Consider the following 17,001-nt stretch of genomic DNA (forward strand, 5'->3'; position numbering starts at 1 on the left):
ACCTGAGTTATATCTATAGAAGATGTAAAGCGCACCAATATATTACGCCAAAAACGGCGACGCCCAAAAAGACGGGTAGGCCCAATGTTCTGGTTTTACGCCAAACGAGTATTGTTATGGCTGTTGCAACACCAGTGGCTATCCAACTAGACGGTGATGGCACTTTAGGAACAAGAGAAGCTCCCAACATCGCCGCTATCATTAATGGTCCCAACACACTCAACCAGGTAGGCAAGCGCGCTTCGGAATTGTTGGCTTTGTGTTTATTGAAATGACGCTGTGTCCATAACAATGGTGCAACCCGTAATGCATAGGTGCCTATAGCAGCTACAATAATTGCCACCCATATATCAGTTTGCATGAGACGGTTTCCTTCCGACATGGGAAGTAAGAACATAAAATGTAAGCGCCCCAAACAGTGCAGCTAAAGGAATAGCCGCATTTTTAAAGCTACTAAGTGCAATGAAAAGGGCGATAGAGATAGTGACCAATAAGGTAACCACCCATTGTTTACTGGTGAACTTTGGCGCTAAAAGAACGAGAAACAAAGCTGGTAAGGCAAACGGCATTACACTATCTAAGACAGGCCATTTCTGTGTAAGCGAACCTCCAGCTAACCCGCCCAGTGCAGTCCCCAGAATCCAACTAAACCACGCCACCATGGAAACCCCTTTAAACCAATCAACTTTCTTTGCGTCTTCCATAGAGGGTAAACGTGTATGGGCTAGCGCAAAAATTTGATCGGTAAGACCATGCATTAAGTAGGGCCACGCCCTACTTTGTGGTAAATAAGGGACTAAGTTAGGCGCGTAAACCACATGGCGTATGTTGACTAATAATGTCATACACACCGCTAACCATAGGGGAGCACCTGAAGCCACCATGGCAACTAAAAGAAATTGTGACGCTCCAGCGTAAATGAACACAGAAATGAGTGTTGCTTCCAACGTAGAAAAGCCAGCTTGAATAGCGATAACGCCGAATGAAATAGCAACTGGAATATACCCGCCTAACAAAGGTAATCCATCTATGATCCCCTGCTTAAGCCCACTTTTTGAAGAAATTTGGCTCATTCCATTGCCTCTTTGTGATAAACGATAGTGATAAGGCAGGTTGCCCAGTCATCTTGAGTTTTGTAGACATGAGGTAAATCAGCCTTAAAGTCGGTAGTTTGGCCGGGCAGCAATAGTTGAGTACTGCCAATATTTCCAGCTTCTAACGAACCGCTTATTACTGTAATGGTTTCCTTTGTTCCAGCCGCGTGTGACTCGGCTTCTCGCAATGTATTAGGTGCGACCGACATCCAATAAGCATCAACATTAGGTATACCCTGTCCTTGTTCAATGAGTCGCACTTCCACCCCATTCTCTCCTACACTTGTGCTAAGGGGCTGAACAAGCTGACCAAAGGGCACGTCTAGTTGTTTGGCCAATCGCCAAATAGTATCTAACGTCGGGTTGCCATTGCCCTGCTCTAGCCTAGAGAGGTTAGATTTTGCAATCCCTGCACCTGCGGCTAATTGAGATAGAGAAACACCTTTATCCTGCCTAAGTTTCTGCAGATGCCTACCTAAAATATTGAGGGTAGATTGATTCACTCGCCGCCAAACCACTTTGTTCCATTTAAAGAACGTTCTATATATAGAACGAAGTAAAGTCAAGAAATTTGTTTTTTGACACGAATAATCGTTAAAAGATAAAACCGACTATGCCTGCTAGCCCTGCATAAAATGTTAATAGTTGCCTGAGTAAAAACGACAGATGTTGCGAGCTTTTACGCTCAGAAAACAAACACTTTAGTATTGAGTTAGCACTCATGTGCATTACTGAGAAAATGACGTGAACCAAATCATTAACAAACACACTACATTTAAAGCGCTGAAAAGATTAAGAAATCTTATCAGCTACCGTTACTAAAGGGTCATTCGCTGCTAAGATCTTAGCTTATTAATGAATGAACGTAGCACAAGCTTGAGGCTTTTGGCCTTTTTTGAATAGCCAAAGTAATAGCTTTTAAAAATAGAAAGCCGGCAAACATACCAGTTGCCGGTTTTTGTATTTTAACCTTGTGCAAGTGCGCCGTGCTCAAGCAGCAAGCGACTGAATGGTACGATATGAAGGAAAAAAGATAGTTTATGGCGAATCAAACTGACGATATCACTTCTACTCAGGCAGTGTATAAGGGAGCCCGTTCGCAAAAACAATCAGCGGCGGGAGAATATTCACTAGCGACTATTACATTCTGGCTAGCTTTCGGTACTTTTGTAATAGGTTGCAGCGAATTTGCTGCTATGGGCTTACTACCCTACTTCGCTGAAGATTTTGGTATAACTGAAAACGTTGCGGGCCATGCTATTAGTGCCTATGCCATTGGCGTTGTAGTAGGCGCGCCGCTCATCACTATTTTCTTTTCTCGCCTTGCCAGGCGCACCATGCTTATCTCAATGATGGTATTTTATGCTGGGGGGAATTTGCTAACAGCACTAGCATGGTCAGAATGGACAATGAATATAGCCCGTTTTATTGCAGGGCTTCCACATGGTGCTTACTTCGGTATTGCCATGCTTTTTGCAGCTGACATTGCCGGTAAGAATAAACGGGCGCAAGCTGTCAGTAATGTTATTTTAGGCTTAGCTATTGCCAATATTATTGGTGTGCCTTCCATTAGTGGTATAGGTCAAATGTTCGGATGGAGAACAGGCTTCTTTATCATTTCAGCCTTTGCCTTAGTCACCGCATTAATGGTGTGGAAAACAGCACCGTATCGCGGGCCAAACCCGGATGCCAAACCGTTAACTGAGCTTAAAGCGCTAAAAAACAAAGATGTGCTGCTAGTTCTACTTATGGGCGCTATAGGCTTTGGTGGAATGTTCTCTGTGTACTCTTATTTCAGCGCCTCATACTTAAACACGACTTCAGCACCTGAATGGGGAATCTCAGCAACCCTGCTTATTTACGGCATCGGCGTAACCCTGGGCAACATTATTGCTGGGCGCTATTCTGAAGGCAGGCTTCTAACCTCAGCTATCGTCTTTCAAGTTCTACTAGGTTTATCTGCAGCGGCTTACGCCGCGTCTATGGGCCATCCGTACCTGATGGCGGCCTCACTGTTTTTCATTGGTATAGGCGGCGGTATGGTAGTACCACTTCAAACACGTTTAATGGATGTAGCTGGCGAAGCACAAACCTTAGCGGGAGCTATGAATCATGCAGCATTCAATACCGCTAATGCGCTAGGCCCGTGGTTAGCAGGTATGGCTCTTTCAGCAGGATTTGGTTATACATCCACGGGCTGGGTAGGTTTGGCGTTAGCCGGAGGTGGTGTGTTGGTATGGCTAGCTATTGTTATGACTACACGCAATACCCAAGTAAAGACGGCAACCGTATCTGGTTAAATGAATGTCTAGCGCTGACAACCTTCATGGTCGGCGCTAGTCAATTACGTTTCCCTAGCTATTGCTCGGTATCGTTTTCGAGTTCAGAATTATTACGAGAACCAATTCCCCATACATCTTCGGGGATGTATCTTTTAGGCGCGGGAGCATCATCTATTGCTGCTTGCTTCTTCTCTTGATTTGACCATTTAACACGTATCTTTTTACCTTCGATAACTTTGGCGTTAAGCGTTTCAATCGCTTTATCGGTTTCATCTTGGGAACTCATTTCAACGAAGCCGAAGCCTTTAGATAAACCCGAGTTATCATCCATCACTAAGTCGCATGACGCTATAGTGCCAAACTCAAAAAACAAATCTTCAAGATTTTCTTGGGTGAATGATTTGGGTAAATTACGAACTAATATGCTCAAGTTTTTGCCTTACTTTGTGGCTTAAAAGTACTGTTTATAGTGTAGCATGCAGTAGGTAGTATGATAGCTAATCTTGCCGTGTTACAGCGATTCGTTTTTCTTACAAAGAAGTGAAAAATTTGACTTCAGCTATTGTAAGCGTGTGATTAAACCCAGATATAGAATAGCCATCGCGCAAATACGATGGCCATGTATCGAAGGCGAAGATTCTTTAGCTGATCCAGAGTGAAGCTGCTGAGCCCCTTTCAACTATCAGTAATTATTACCGAAAAAAGCTGTTAATTTTCTTGGTTACGCAGAAATACCAATTCTGTTGATGAGCTTTGCTCTTCACTAAATTGATAGCCGTCTACATCGAAGTTTTTCAAGCCTTCTACATCTTCAACACGATTTTCAAGAATGTAACGCGCCATTAAGCCGCGGGCTTTCTTTGCGAAAAAGCTGATAATTTTATACTGACCATTTTTGCAATCTTTGAAAGTTGGGGTAATGATCATGCCGTCTAACGACCTTTTCTTTACTGCTTTAAAGTATTCATTAGACGCAAGGTTAATTAATACGTTATCCCCCTGCGCTTCCAACGCCTTATTTAAGACGTAGGTAATGCGATCATCCCAAAACGCGTACAAGTCTTTACCCTCAGGGTTAGCCAGTTTAGTCCCCATTTCTAGACGATAGGCCTGCATTAAATCTAGTGGTCTTAGCAATCCATATAGACCAGACAAAATACGAAGATGTTTTTGTGCGTATTCTACGGTGTCGCTGTCTAGCGAATAAGCATCAAGCCCAGTATAGACATCACCGTTAAATGCATACATTGCCTGACGCGCATTCTCTGGTGTGAACGGTGTAGAAAACTCAGCAAAACGGTTAGCATTTAAGGTTGCCAGTTTATCGCTTATTTTCATTAGCGATGATAAGTCTGCCGGAGATAAAGTGCGGCACACTTCCATCAAACGTTCAGTATCTTCAAGCATCTCGGGCTGAGTAAACTGACTTACTGGGACTTCACTTTCAAAATCTAGGTTTTTTGCTGGGGATACTACAACTAACATTTCGACTCCTTAAATTTTTACGTCACTATTGTACCACCTGATACCTATTAAAAAGCAAAATGGCATAAGAAAGACACAAATTGGCTTAACAGAGAAATCCGATTAGCGAATTTGTCATTATTCAATGTATGAATTGTCACACGGGTTTGATATAAATAGCATTACAAAAAATATTCAAACAATAACCTTGATGCACTGCTTATTAGTGCTTCTTGTAAACCAAAGCGCTATTTTCGACTTAGCTTAGTTTGTTTTTTACAAGCTAAGTAAACAAAGAGAAAACGCAAGCGCAATATCCTACAAAAACGCGCAAGCGTATCGTTTTATTCAACTGGCTATTCTAGCGAGTTGTCCAAGTTTATTATTGATAAAGTACAGAGAGAATTATGAGCAATCAGTTAGCTTCATTACGTGATATCACTACCGTAGTTGCCGATACCGGCGACATCGATGCCATCAAAAAATATCAGCCGGTTGACGCTACTACCAACCCGTCGCTACTGCTAAAAGCAGCAGGTCTTCCTCAGTATGCAAGCCTAATCGATGACGCTGTAGCGTGGGCAAAACTTCAGTCAAACGATGCTGACCAGCAGTTAACTGATGCCTCTGACAAGTTAGCAGTAGCCATTGGTAAAGAAATTTCTGCAACAATCCCAGGCCGTATTTCAACAGAAGTTGACGCCCGCCTATCGTTTGATACTGCCGCAACGATTGAAAAAGCAGAGCGTTTGGTACAGTTATACGAAGATGCAGGTATCGATAAGTCCCGCATTCTTATTAAAATTGCGTCTACGTGGGAAGGTATTCAAGCTGCTGAAGCACTAGAGAAAAAAGGTATTCAGTGCAACCTAACCCTGCTGTTCAGCTTCGCCCAAGCGCAAGCATGTGCAGAAGCAGGCGTTTACCTTATCTCTCCATTTGTAGGCCGTATTCTAGACTGGTACAAAAAAGCGACTGGCACTGAGTCTTACGCTGCAGATGAAGATCCAGGCGTAGTGTCAGTGACCAAAATTTATAACTACTACAAAGAGCACGGCTACAACACGGTTGTAATGGGCGCAAGCTTCCGCAACATTGGTGAAATTCAGGCACTAGCTGGCTGTGACCGTCTAACTATCAGCCCTGCACTACTTGAAGAACTAGCCAACGAGCCAGGTGAACTAGAAGTTAAGCTTAAAGACAATGGCGCGACAAAAACGCCAGGCGACCGTCTAACAGAAAGTGAGTTCCGCTGGGCAATGAACGAAGATGCGATGGCAACGGAAAAGCTATCAGAAGGCATTCGCAACTTCGCAGCTGACCAAGAGAAGCTTGAAACCATGCTTCGCGAAAAACTAAGTGCATAAGGAACCGACGAGACAATGAGTGTTTTAACTTCTCTTCCCGAATGGAAAAAGCTGTCTGAACTTGCATCAGCGGTGAAAGATGCCCATATGCGCGACTGGTTTACACAAGATGCAAATCGCGCAGAAAAGATGCAGCTTGAAGCCTGCGGTATTTTTCTTGATTACTCAAAAAACCGTGTAAATGACGATGCGCTTAAAGGGCTTTTTGACCTAGCTCGTGCTTGTAAATTAGAGCCCCTGCGCGACGCAATGTTTTCTGGTGAGCAGATTAACTCAACAGAAGGTCGTGCTGTGCTTCACACCGCACTTCGTAACTTCTCTGACCGCAAAGTAATGGTAGACGGCGAAGACGTCATGCCTGAAGTACACGCCACTCTTGAAAAAATTGAGGCCTTTACTGCCTCAATCCACAATGGTGAACACAAAGGCTATACAGGCAAACCTATCAAGCACATTGTAGCGATTGGTATTGGTGGTTCGTTCCTTGGCCCTAAAATCATGACCGAGGCGTTAAAACCGCACACGGTTGAAGCGGTTAAGGTTCACTTCGTTGCAAACGTTGATGGTTGCCACATTCACGATGTGCTATCTAGCGTAGATTTTGAAGAGACCTTGGTGGTAATGTCATCAAAGTCTTTCTCTACCCAAGAGACGTTGCAGAACACGCTAACGGCTAAAGACTGGTTCTTAAAGTCTGGCGGTACACAAGAAGATATCGCTAAGCACTTTGTAGCAGTATCTTCAAACGTTAAGGCAGCGACCGAATTTGGTATCAGCGCCGACAACATTTTCCCTATGTGGGATTGGGTTGGCGGTCGTTACTCGCTATGGTCAGCTATCGGCCTGCCTATTTCACTTGCTCTTGGCTTTGAAAACTTTAAAGGCTTGCTTGAAGGTGCATTTGAAATGGATACACATTTCACAACGGCACCGCTTGAAGAAAACATGCCAGTATTGCTTGCGTTGTTAGGCGTATGGTACAGAAACTTCTTCGATGCACAATCCCATGTACTACTGCCTTATTACCACTATCTTCGCGGTTTACCTGCTTATGTACAGCAGTTAGATATGGAAAGTAATGGTAAGGAAGTCACGCAAGAAGGTGAAAATGTAGACTATCCTACTGGCCCTATTATTTGGGGTAGCGAAGGAACAAACGGTCAGCACAGCTTCCACCAGCTTATTCACCAAGGCTCTGGCGTGATACCAGCAGACTTCATGCTGCCACTTAACGTTCCTAACCAAGACGACACGCATCACGCTATGCTCGCGTCTAACTGCTTTGGTCAAACACAAGCACTAATGCAGGGTAAAACTTTTGAAGAATGTTATGCAGATCTTGACGGTAAAGGCCTAGACGACGCAGAACGCAAGCGTTTAGCTGCCCATAAGACCATGCCTGGTAATAAGCCTAGCAACACTTTCTTATTCGATAGCCTTACACCTAAAACACTTGGCGCGCTGGTTGCAATGTATGAGCATAAGGTATTCGTTCAGGGTGTTATCTGGAACCTTAATTCATTCGACCAATGGGGCGTAGAGTTAGGTAAAGTACTAGGAAACCAAGTACTTGCTGGCATTCAAGGCGAAGCAGACAAAGATAATTTCGACGCTTCAACACAACAATTGATTGCTAAATTCAGAGCAGCGAATGCACCAAAATAAGGAACTCGAGGTGATTTAAAATCACCCACCTGGTGCAAATAACAAACTGATCGGCTAGCTTTCTTGGAAGCTAGCCGTTTTTTGTTGCGGTGTTTATCAAGCATACGACAGACATTTTTGATATCCGTAGCGCTGTATTATTGTTTACTAATAAAACAAATAGATTCAATTAGATACAGTTTTTGTTTACGCTTTGAACACACTGAACTTTCCTTGCCCTTGTCATCATATCGTCACAATTTGTTAATAAAAGGTAAATTAAACTATTTTATTTTAGTGGCGGCTGTGATACAAAATTGTACAGAGGGAATTATAAATAAAAAACTCTGTATTAGTTGTAGTGGTATAAAAAGGAGATCCCAGTGGATAAATCAGATCTATTTGCCATGTTAGACATCGAAGCAAGCCCAGCAAAAACCAAAAGTAAAAAACGTAAGTGGAGAGAAATCGAAGCGCTACGCGATAGGTACGCTTTAGAAAAAGAACTGGCCGAACTCGACTGTGGTTTCGAGTACGAGCTAGAAACACTGGAAAGATAAATTAAAGGCCGCCTGTGACACAGGCGGCCTTTTTACTTTCTAGCATGGTGTAAATGCTTAGCGTAAAAGCTAACGCTATACCTGCCAAATGATCGGCGTTTTACCTTTGTCGACTAGATATTGGTTGGTTTGGCTGAAGTGTTTACAACCTAAAAAGCCTCTGTGCGCTGAAAGCGGAGATGGATGAGGTGCATGTAAGACGTGGTGTTTTTCACGGTCTATGTGCTTACCTTTCTTTTGCGCGTGACTTCCCCACAAAAGAAATACAACGTTGTGGCAGTGCGTATTGACCACATCGATAACCTTATCGGTGAAGGTTTCCCATCCCCATTTAGCATGACTATGCGCTTTCCCTTGCTCCACCGTTAACACGGTGTTAAGTAAGAGTACGCCTTGTTCTGCCCAAGACGTAAGCGTACCGTGATTAGGCTCGCTAAAACCGTCTATATCGGCTGACAATTCTTTGTACATGTTTTTCAGAGATGGAGGTGTCTTAACGCCCGCTTTTACTGAAAAACATAGCCCGTGTGCCTGATTAGGTCCGTGATAGGGATCTTGCCCTAAGATCACGACTTTAACCTTATCAAGCGGGGTGTATTTAAGTGCATTAAATACGTCAGACTGAGGCGGGTAAATAACACTACCCGCTCCACGAGCGTTTTTCACCCGCTCAATCAATTCAACAAAATAGTCTTTTTGCTTTTCATCACCTAGCGTGCTTTGCCAAGTCAACTCCGATGATGACATTACTTAAGTAAGTCCATCATGTGCTGTTTAAGTGCATCGTAGGACGCTGGTAAGTCAACCGCTAAGCTGTCTTCTCCCGCTACGTCGGCCAACGCTTTAGGTAAACTAATAGGATTACCTAATACGTTTTCTACTGTCTCTCTGAACTTAGCTGGGTGTGCCGTTCCTAAAAACAAACCTATTTCACCGTCTTCTAAGTCATGGCTTACCGCGCGATAGGCAATAGCGGCATGAGGCTCGCTGGTATAGCCTTGTTGGGCTAATTGACGCATTGCAAGCTGGGTATACTCTTCGTCTACCATCTCACCTTTAAGACACGACTTGTCGATGTAACCACGCTCTATAAGCGCCTCAATACGAGGCCAGTTATTTGGCTGACTAACATCCATCGCGTTAGACATGGTTGCAACGGTCGCTTTAGGGTCCCACTCGCCTGTTTTAAGGTAGCGAGGCACAGTGTCGTTTAGGTTAGTTGCCGCGATAAAACGCTTGATAGGAAGACCTAAGGATTTAGCAATCATGCCAGCCGTCAGGTTACCAAAGTTACCGCTAGGTACTGAAATAACAAGCTGATCGCGCTTCTCTTTAGGCAGCTGACTTACCGCTTCAAAGTAGTAACACACTTGCGCCAACAAACGGCTGATATTAATGGAGTTTGCTGAGTTTAAGTGAAGACCCTCGCGTACATCAGGATCGTCAAATGCAGTTTTAACCAATGATTGGCATGCATCAAAGTCAGACTCTACTGCAACAGTGTGAATATTGCCGCCTAGCGTGGTGAATAACTTTTCTTGCAGCGCGCTAATCTTTCCTTTCGGGAACAAGATAACCACGTTGATGTTATCGATACCATGAAACGCGTGAGCAACCGCGGCACCTGTATCACCTGATGTTGCGGTTAAAATAGTTACTGGCTTGCCTTCGCTGATGCGTGAAAGGGTTTGCGCCATGAAACGGCCGCCGAAATCTTTAAATGCCAGCGTTGGACCGTGGAACAGCTCTAGGCTGTAGACATTATCATTAACCTGCTCAACCGGCGCACCAAACGCAAACGCGGTTTGAACAATCTCTTCTAGCTCGCCGTTATTCAGCTCATCGCCAATAAGCGCGCGAAGTACTTCAATGCTACGCTCAACGAATGGTTTTTCTAGCAGTTCGTCAATATTATCTAGAGTGGGAATATGCTCTGGAAAATAAAGCCCTTGGTTTTTACCTAAGCCCCGCTTAACGGCTTCGGCAAAATTTGCTGTGTCCGATGAATCTTTTAAATTTACCAATTCCACTTGCTGTTACCTTTATAGTTGGGCAGATAGGCTGCCCTTTTAATCTTTTGAAAAATCACAGTACTTTTATAAATTACTATGACTTTAAGAAATCATGTGCTTTTGAGAAGTCATGTATCTTTGCGAAATCATATGCCTTTAAGAAATCATGACTTTTAAGAAATAATAGTACCTTGGCTTGGTATTTGGCACACATGGCTAAAGCCATCTTCGTTTTGAATGTAGTTCGCGGTTAAATATGCTGCGACTTCTTCCGCTTGCGCCTTGCTTGGACATACAGCAAACACCGTAGGCCCCGAGCCCGAAATACCAAAAGCTAGAGCTCCGGCTTGCTCGCTAAACGCGCGAGCTTCATCAAAACCTGGCAATAGCGATTTTCTGTAAGGCTCGGCAATAACATCTTTCATTACCGACGCCGCCAAGTCAAAGTTACCCGCGTGTAAGGCATGAACAAATACACCAAGTTGTCGGCCAAAGGTAAGCGCCGTCGCCATATCCACCTGCTTAGGCAAGATGTCACGCGCTGCCGCCGTCGATACGCTAATGCCCGAATAGCACACTGCATAGTACCAGTCATCGTTAAGAGGTAAAGACAGTGTGACCGGCGCGTCGCTACCTGTCATCAAAGTCATGCCACCTAAGTAACATGGCGCAACGTTATCGTAGTGAATACTACCGCTTATTTGACCTTCTAGCTCACCCATCATAATAAGTAGCGTATCTTCATCAAATGGCGTATCGAAGTAAGCATTGAGTGCCGCAAACGCTGCCACAATAGAACTTGCGCTTGAACCTAGACCACTACCAATAGGTAGGTTTTTATGTAGCGTTAGTGCAACAGGAGACGTTAGCTTTCCCGCTTTTTCCATCTGCTCACAAAAATAGTGATAGCACTTAGTGACAATATTGCTATCTGCATCACCCGGAAGTTTGTGGGCAAAGCGGCCCACTGTTTCCAATGAAAATGATTCAGCCGCTTTTATTTCTACCTCGTCACCTAGCTTGGTGCCGTCAACCGGCGCAAGCGCCGCGCCAAGTACGTCGAAGCCTAAGCTTACATTTCCAATTGATGCCGGCGCAAAGGCCTTGAATGCTTTCATATAATTTCTCTTACTTCGCTTGCGACATAGCTAATTAAATTAGCCATTAATGAGCCATCTGTTTCCAAGGCATAGTACGTAAAATGTCAGCAAATACCCCTGCCGCGGTAACCGTACCACCTGCACCGTATCCTCTGATTACGTAAGGAATTGGGCTGTAGTAGTCACTATTAATCGCCAGCGCATTCTCGCCGTCTTTAACCTGAGAAAGCGGATTGCTAGCAGGTACGGCCTGTACACTAACTTTGCACTTTCCATCTTCAATGCTGCCAATATAGCGAAGCACTTTCCCTTCCGCTTTAGCCGCCTCAACTTTTTCATTCATTGCAGCATCTAACTCAGGTAGCTGCTGCATAAATTCGTCGATAGAACAGTCTTCTGCAAATCCCGCAGGCAGTACCGACTCAATTTCTATATCAGAAAGCTCAAGCTCTAAATCGGCTTCACGGGCCATAATAAGTAACTTACGCGCTACGTCCATACCGCTTAAATCGTCGCGAGGATCTGGCTCGGTAAAACCGTTATCTTTGGCAGTTTGTGTAGCTTGAGACAAACTCATGCCTTCTTCAAGCTTACCGAATACGTAAGATAGACTGCCTGAAAGAATACCTTCAAAACGATGCAGCACATCACCTGCGCTGAACAGTTTTTGTAGGTTGTCGATAACAGGAAGACCCGCGCCCACTGTCGTCTCATAAAGGTACTGACGATTTGTAGTAAGTGCCGTTTTACGCAGCTTACGGTAATAAGCCATAGCGGAAGTGTTCGCCTTTTTGTTAGGCGTTACTACGTGAAAGCCGTTTTCCATCATATCGACGTACTGATTAGCGATGGCTTCATGGCTAGTACAGTCAACAATGACTGGGTTGACCAAACTGTTATCGTTCGCAAACTGATGCAGGCGCTCTACACTCAAGCCTTCACTTGCAGAGTCAAGTGCCGCATTCCAATCGCTGCTTAAATCAATACCTTGGCTGTTCAACAGCAATTTACGGCTATTGGCTATACCATAAACGCGCAGCTGAATATTGCGTTTTAAAAGTGCCGGCTGCTGCTTTTGAATTTGTCCAAGCAGTTCGGTTCCTACATTGCCACACCCTACTAGAAATACGTCTATGGTATGGCGATCAGAGAAAAAATTCTGGTGAATAACCTTTACTGCTTTCTTAGCACGCTTGCTTTCGATTACTGTGGAAATAGAACGCTCTGAAGAGCCCTGTGCAATAGCAACATTGTTTACTCGCGCTTGAGCAAGCGAGTTAAAGAAGCGCGCTGCCAAGCCTTTAGTTTGACGCATACCGTCACCAACCAAAGTAACAATGGCCAAGTCGTGACGCACTTCAATAGGGTCCAGCAGCTGGTTTTGTAGTTCTAGCGCAAAAGCATCTTCAAGTAACGTTAATGCACGGCTGGCATCTTTGCTTTGAATGCAGAAACTAATTGAATATTCCGAAGATGACTGAGTAATAAGGCTAATTGAAATATTAGCGTTAGACATCACCTCAAACACACGACTCGCCATACCCACCATGCCTTTAAGGCCTGGGCCGGCCACGTTGAACATAGTGACATTATCAAGCTGTGAAATACCTTTGACCGACGTCCACACTTCGCTTTTTTCATTACTGATTAGCGTACCAGGCGCTGCCGGGTTTAACGTATTTCTGATTAAGCAAGGAATGTGGTGCTGAGCAATAGGACCGATAGTTTTGGGGTGAAGCACTTTTGCGCCGAAGTAAGACAACTCCATCGCTTCTTGATAAGTAAGCTTATCAAGCAGTACCGCGCCTTCAACTTGATTTGGATCAGCGTTGTAGACACCGTCTACGTCAGTCCAAATTTCACAGCAGCTTGCGTCGATACAGGCCGCCAAGATAGCTGCTGAATAGTCAGAGCCGTTACGTCCTAGGGTTACTTTTTCGCCTGCTTCGTTAACGGCAACGAAACCTGGCATAATCAAAAACTCGCTACCATCGGTAGGTACATCTGTAAAACGTGCTTTACTTAGCGATACGTCGGCAATACTGTCTAGGTAATCGCCCTCGGCAAGTACATATTTAACTGGGTCGATAACGCGATTTGCGATGCCTTTAGCCGATAGCATAGCGCTAAAAAGCGTCACCGAGATGTATTCGCCAATGCTAAGAATACCAGCAGCAACATTATCTGGCGCGACGCCGAGCAGCTTGATGCCTTCAAGATGCTGTTTTAATACTGATAAGTGACTATTGATAAATTCCACCACGCTTGCGTGCTCAAACCCGTCGAACTCATCGTTTAGGTCATTGGCAATGCCTGTAACCGTGTCGTTCAACTTATCGAATAATGGCTGGAAATCTTCACCCGCGGCTGCTTGTTCACAAAGTAGTGAAAGCGCGTTCGTTACCCCTTTGGGGGCAGAAAGTACAACCGCAGCACCGTCGGTTTGGTGGGTTGCCGTGCTAATTTCCATAACGCGCATGTATCGCGGTGCATCGGCTAGAGAAGAACCCCCAAACTTTAAGACTTTCATATGCTGCTCCTTAAGGTTACGCATGCTAAAACGTGTGTAAAAAAAAGCCCGCTCTGTGTTAGGCGGGCTTTCGTTGTCTTTTGCTTACTTGCACTAGTCAGCGACCGCCCTTTTTAAGGTGGTAATTAACATAATGGTGCTGCGAGTAAGTAGAATCTTTTTCATACAAGCAATTTGCCGTATAGACGTCTATAAGTCAACCGCAGTTTTCACTACACTGTATTGCAAAATATGAAACACTCTTCAATTAATATTTCTTTTTAAGGTACAAATACGAGTTCAAGCTGTTATTAGTCGTCTTACTAGTACTCTGATAGCTTTAAAACCTGCTTATTTCTAAGATCATTCAAACAAAACTCATCCAGTGAAAACCTTTCTTTAGGACAAACTCGCCTTCAAAAATGGGGCTGTTGCACTTTGTTGGACCTCAGCAACCTCCTCTGGGCTACCTTCTGCAACGATTTCTCCTCCCTCATCACCTGCGCCTGGCCCCATATCTATAATGTGATCGCAAGCCCCAGCTACCTGCATATTGTGCTCAATCATCACCACCGTATTCCCCGCTTCAACTAGTGTGGTTAAATGCTGCATAAGTAGCGAGGTGTCTGAAAGGTGTAAACCTGTTGTAGGTTCATCGAGCACATAAAGGGTATTAGCATTTTGAGCACGTTTAAGTTCTGACGCTAATTTAATGCGCTGCGCCTCGCCGCCTGATAATTCAGTAGCGCTTTGCCCCAGGGTTAAATAGCCAAGCCCTACATTCATTAGTGTTTGGAGCCCCCGCGTAATGACTTGATTACTATTAAATACAGATAGCGCTTCTTCAACCGTAAGCGATAGTACATCAGCAATAGAGTGTTCGTTGTAACCGACTTCCAGTACGTTTTCGTTAAAACGCTTACCGTTACAAACGGTACAGGGGGAATAAACACTCGGCATAAACAGTAGTTCTACCGATACCACACCCAAACCTTCACAATGTGGGCATCGCCCTTTTGCGACGTTAAACGAAAAATGACCCGCATCGTACCCACGGGATTTTGCTGCTTCGGTTGAAGCAAATAAACTTCTGATTTGATCAAATATACCGGTATAGGTTGCCAATGTTGAACGAGGTGTCCTGCCTATGGGAGACTGATCTACCACAACTATACGGCTTAACTCTTCAAGCCCGCTTTCAATTCGCCCTTGCTGCAGCTCACTTTCATGCGAAAAAGCGTCTTGAGCAAGAAGCGAATTAGCGTCAGTAAGCAGTTCTCTCGTTTCTTTCGCTCGCTTCCCTTCTTTCTCGGCTGTACTTAAACCATCTTTGACCAACTCAACCAATGCTTGGCTAATCAAACTCGACTTTCCAGAGCCCGAAACGCCTGTGACGCAGGTCATCACACCAAGAGGAATATCAATATCAACATGGCTGACATTATTTCTAGACACGTCTTTTAACCGTAATACCCCTGACGAATTACGTTTGATACGCTGGCTTAGGGCTTTGTTGTTAAAAACATAGTCTGCCGTTGGGGAGTTTTTTATGCTTGCCAGCTTCTTAACCGGCCCACTGTAAACAAGCTCACCGCCGTTCACTCCAGCTCTCGGCCCTACGTCTACAAGCCAGTTAGCACCTTTGATAACGTAAGGATTGTGCTCAACAACAAGCAGTGAATTTCCCGTTTCGGTAATAGTGTGAAGCGCACGAATAAGCCCTTCTACGTCGCGAGGGTGAAGACCTGATGAAGGTTCATCCATCACAAAAACAACGCCAAATAAGTTAGACTTAAGCTGAGTTGCCAAACGTAATCGCTGTAGTTCTCCCACTGAGATACTTGTTGTGCTTCTATCTAATGAAAGGTAATGAAGCCCAAGCGCTATTATGGGTTTCACCCTTTCAATAATGTCGCCCGTAATATTGCGTATTACCTGACCACGCTCTGACGTATCGCCGTCAACTGAATTTCTTAACGCCTGAAGCTTTTCGTGAACTTGCTGTAGTGGCAGCCTTGAAAAATCAATAATATCTAAACCGTCAACTTTCACTGCTAGCGCATTTTGCTTGAGCTTTTTTCCACTGCAAACCGGACATGCTTCAACAGATATGAAGGGAGTAATTCGCTGCTTCATTTTCTCTTTTTGAGACGTTTTGAAAGTATCGAGCACATGACGCCGCGCGCTGATAAACTTGCCATTGTAGCTGGCAGGTTCACCTTCTTGTTGTGCTTTTCGGGTTTGCGCTAAATTATAGTTTCGATAGACGGGTAACTGAGGCATTTCATCAGTGAATAAAATCCAGTCACGGGTTTTTTGAGGTAGATCACGCCATGGAATATCAACATCAATACCTAACGATAACAGTACCCTTACAAGATTTTTGCCCTGCCACGCGCCAGGCCAAGCTGCCACAGCGCCCTCACGTATAGTGAGGCTGTCGTCGGGAACAAGGCGATGCGCTTGTGTGTCAAAAACTTTTCCAATACCGTCACAGTGTTCACATGCACCTTCAGGCGTGTTAGGGGAAAAACCGTCTGCATATACAATGCTGTGGCCCTCGGGGTAATCGCCTGCCCGGGAATAAAGCATTCGCAGACTATTAGAAAGCGTGGTGATACTGCCAACGGAAGAACGTACTGAAGGGGCGCCCCGGCGCTGATGCAGACCCACAGCGGGCGGTAAGCCTTCTATTGCGTCTACATCAGGTTTTTCCACCTGCTCGATTAACCGTCTGGCATAAGGTGATATTGAATCTAAATAACGGTGCTGAGCTTCTGCGTAAAGCGTACCGAAAGCCAAAGAAGATTTTCCTGAGCCAGATACACCGGTAAACACTACCACTTCATTTCGAGGTATATCGATACTGATATTTTTTAAGTTGTGTACACGGGCGCCGCGTACGTGAATTTTCCCCTCATCATTGTGCACTTCATCACCTGCATATCACCTTTATTAAAGAATATTTA

At 44.5% G+C, this 17,001-nt stretch carries 14 protein-coding genes; 4 read left to right on the forward strand and 10 right to left on the reverse strand.

Features of this window, described 5'->3' with window-relative positions:
- Positions 1-13 precede the first annotated feature (13 nt).
- Genes PCAR9_RS15080 through PCAR9_RS15090 form a run of 3 tightly spaced genes read right to left on the reverse strand, consistent with a single transcriptional unit; the run spans position 14 to position 1,597 of the window.
- Positions 14-361, reverse strand: coding sequence for an AzlD domain-containing protein (locus PCAR9_RS15080; protein ID WP_179984315.1), 348 nt, complete (start codon positions 359-361; stop codon positions 14-16).
- Complete coding sequence (locus PCAR9_RS15085; RefSeq protein WP_179984316.1) at positions 351-1,073, reverse strand: AzlC family ABC transporter permease; 723 nt, start codon at positions 1,071-1,073, stop codon at positions 351-353. The genes PCAR9_RS15080 and PCAR9_RS15085 overlap by 11 nt, the downstream gene beginning before the upstream one ends.
- Positions 1,070-1,597: a helix-turn-helix transcriptional regulator gene (locus PCAR9_RS15090; RefSeq protein WP_179984317.1), complete on the reverse strand. Its 528-nt coding sequence runs from the start codon at positions 1,595-1,597 to the stop codon at positions 1,070-1,072. Before PCAR9_RS15090 ends, PCAR9_RS15085 begins: the two co-directional genes overlap by 4 nt.
- A gap of 537 nt (positions 1,598-2,134) precedes the next feature.
- On the opposite strand from PCAR9_RS15090, the gene PCAR9_RS15095 reads away from it, so the two are divergent.
- A complete protein-coding gene (locus PCAR9_RS15095) occupies positions 2,135-3,394 on the forward strand; it encodes an MFS transporter (RefSeq protein ID WP_179984318.1) in 1,260 nt (419 codons plus the stop codon).
- 58 nt (positions 3,395-3,452) lie between these two features.
- Here the strand turns inward: PCAR9_RS15095 and PCAR9_RS15100 are convergent, their stop codons facing one another.
- Together PCAR9_RS15100 and yaaA are read right to left on the reverse strand one after the other, a co-directional pair.
- Positions 3,453-3,806, reverse strand: coding sequence for an RNA recognition motif domain-containing protein (locus PCAR9_RS15100; protein ID WP_179984319.1), 354 nt, complete (start codon positions 3,804-3,806; stop codon positions 3,453-3,455).
- 278 nt (positions 3,807-4,084) lie between these two features.
- Positions 4,085-4,861: a peroxide stress protein YaaA gene (gene yaaA / locus PCAR9_RS15105; protein ID WP_179984320.1), complete on the reverse strand. Its 777-nt coding sequence runs from the start codon at positions 4,859-4,861 to the stop codon at positions 4,085-4,087.
- A 386-nt stretch (positions 4,862-5,247) separates the two neighbouring features.
- On the opposite strand from yaaA, the gene tal reads away from it, so the two are divergent.
- The 3 genes from tal to PCAR9_RS15120 all read left to right on the forward strand — a co-directional run bounded on the left by tal (position 5,248) and on the right by PCAR9_RS15120 (position 8,411).
- Positions 5,248-6,207 (forward strand): transaldolase, encoded by a 960-nt coding sequence (gene tal / locus PCAR9_RS15110; protein ID WP_179984321.1) that lies wholly within the window; start codon positions 5,248-5,250, stop codon positions 6,205-6,207.
- A gap of 15 nt (positions 6,208-6,222) precedes the next feature.
- The gene (gene pgi, locus PCAR9_RS15115) at positions 6,223-7,872 is read left to right on the forward strand and encodes a glucose-6-phosphate isomerase (RefSeq protein ID WP_179984322.1); all 1,650 of its coding nucleotides are present in this window, start codon (positions 6,223-6,225) and stop codon (positions 7,870-7,872) included.
- Between the two features lie 362 nt (positions 7,873-8,234).
- The gene (locus PCAR9_RS15120; protein ID WP_081765847.1) at positions 8,235-8,411 is read left to right on the forward strand and encodes a DUF3545 family protein; all 177 of its coding nucleotides are present in this window, start codon (positions 8,235-8,237) and stop codon (positions 8,409-8,411) included.
- Positions 8,412-8,486: 75 nt separating this feature from the next.
- Here PCAR9_RS15120 and ung read toward each other — a convergent pair whose 3' ends face one another.
- The 5 genes from ung to PCAR9_RS15145 form a co-directional block, all read right to left on the reverse strand.
- The gene (gene ung / locus PCAR9_RS15125; RefSeq protein WP_179984323.1) at positions 8,487-9,158 is read right to left on the reverse strand and encodes a uracil-DNA glycosylase; all 672 of its coding nucleotides are present in this window, start codon (positions 9,156-9,158) and stop codon (positions 8,487-8,489) included.
- A complete protein-coding gene (gene thrC / locus PCAR9_RS15130; protein ID WP_179984324.1) occupies positions 9,158-10,441 on the reverse strand; it encodes a threonine synthase in 1,284 nt (427 codons plus the stop codon). The genes ung and thrC overlap by 1 nt, the downstream gene beginning before the upstream one ends.
- A 155-nt stretch (positions 10,442-10,596) precedes the next feature.
- On the reverse strand, positions 10,597-11,541 hold the full coding sequence (thrB, locus tag PCAR9_RS15135) for a homoserine kinase (RefSeq protein WP_179984325.1): 945 nt from the start codon (positions 11,539-11,541) through the stop codon (positions 10,597-10,599).
- Between the two features lie 46 nt (positions 11,542-11,587).
- Complete coding sequence (thrA, locus tag PCAR9_RS15140; RefSeq protein ID WP_179984326.1) at positions 11,588-14,053, reverse strand: bifunctional aspartate kinase/homoserine dehydrogenase I; 2,466 nt, start codon at positions 14,051-14,053, stop codon at positions 11,588-11,590.
- Positions 14,054-14,431: 378 nt separating this feature from the next.
- Positions 14,432-16,963, reverse strand: a complete 2,532-nt coding sequence (locus PCAR9_RS15145; protein WP_179984327.1) for an excinuclease ABC subunit UvrA — start codon at positions 16,961-16,963, stop codon at positions 14,432-14,434.
- Positions 16,964-17,001 lie beyond the last annotated feature (38 nt).

Origin of the sequence: Alteromonas macleodii, from assembly GCF_903772925.1 — a bacterium.
Taxonomy (GTDB): domain Bacteria; phylum Pseudomonadota; class Gammaproteobacteria; order Enterobacterales; family Alteromonadaceae; genus Alteromonas; species Alteromonas macleodii_A.

What these genes read in the sequence shown, in the direction of transcription:
- tal (WP_179984321.1), top strand. Translation starts at nt 5,248, where the DNA reads ATGAGCAATCAGTTAGCTTCATTACGTGATATCACTACCGTAGTTGCC.
- ung (WP_179984323.1), bottom strand. Translation starts at nt 9,158, where the DNA reads ATGTCATCATCGGAGTTGACTTGGCAAAGCACGCTAGGTGATGAAAAG.
- thrA (WP_179984326.1), bottom strand. Translation starts at nt 14,053, where the DNA reads ATGAAAGTCTTAAAGTTTGGGGGTTCTTCTCTAGCCGATGCACCGCGA.
- PCAR9_RS15095 (WP_179984318.1), top strand. Translation starts at nt 2,135, where the DNA reads ATGGCGAATCAAACTGACGATATCACTTCTACTCAGGCAGTGTATAAG.
- PCAR9_RS15080 (WP_179984315.1), bottom strand. Translation starts at nt 361, where the DNA reads ATGCAAACTGATATATGGGTGGCAATTATTGTAGCTGCTATAGGCACC.
- yaaA (WP_179984320.1), bottom strand. Translation starts at nt 4,861, where the DNA reads ATGTTAGTTGTAGTATCCCCAGCAAAAAACCTAGATTTTGAAAGTGAA.
- PCAR9_RS15085 (WP_179984316.1), bottom strand. Translation starts at nt 1,073, where the DNA reads ATGAGCCAAATTTCTTCAAAAAGTGGGCTTAAGCAGGGGATCATAGAT.
- pgi (WP_179984322.1), top strand. Translation starts at nt 6,223, where the DNA reads ATGAGTGTTTTAACTTCTCTTCCCGAATGGAAAAAGCTGTCTGAACTT.
- thrB (WP_179984325.1), bottom strand. Translation starts at nt 11,541, where the DNA reads ATGAAAGCATTCAAGGCCTTTGCGCCGGCATCAATTGGAAATGTAAGC.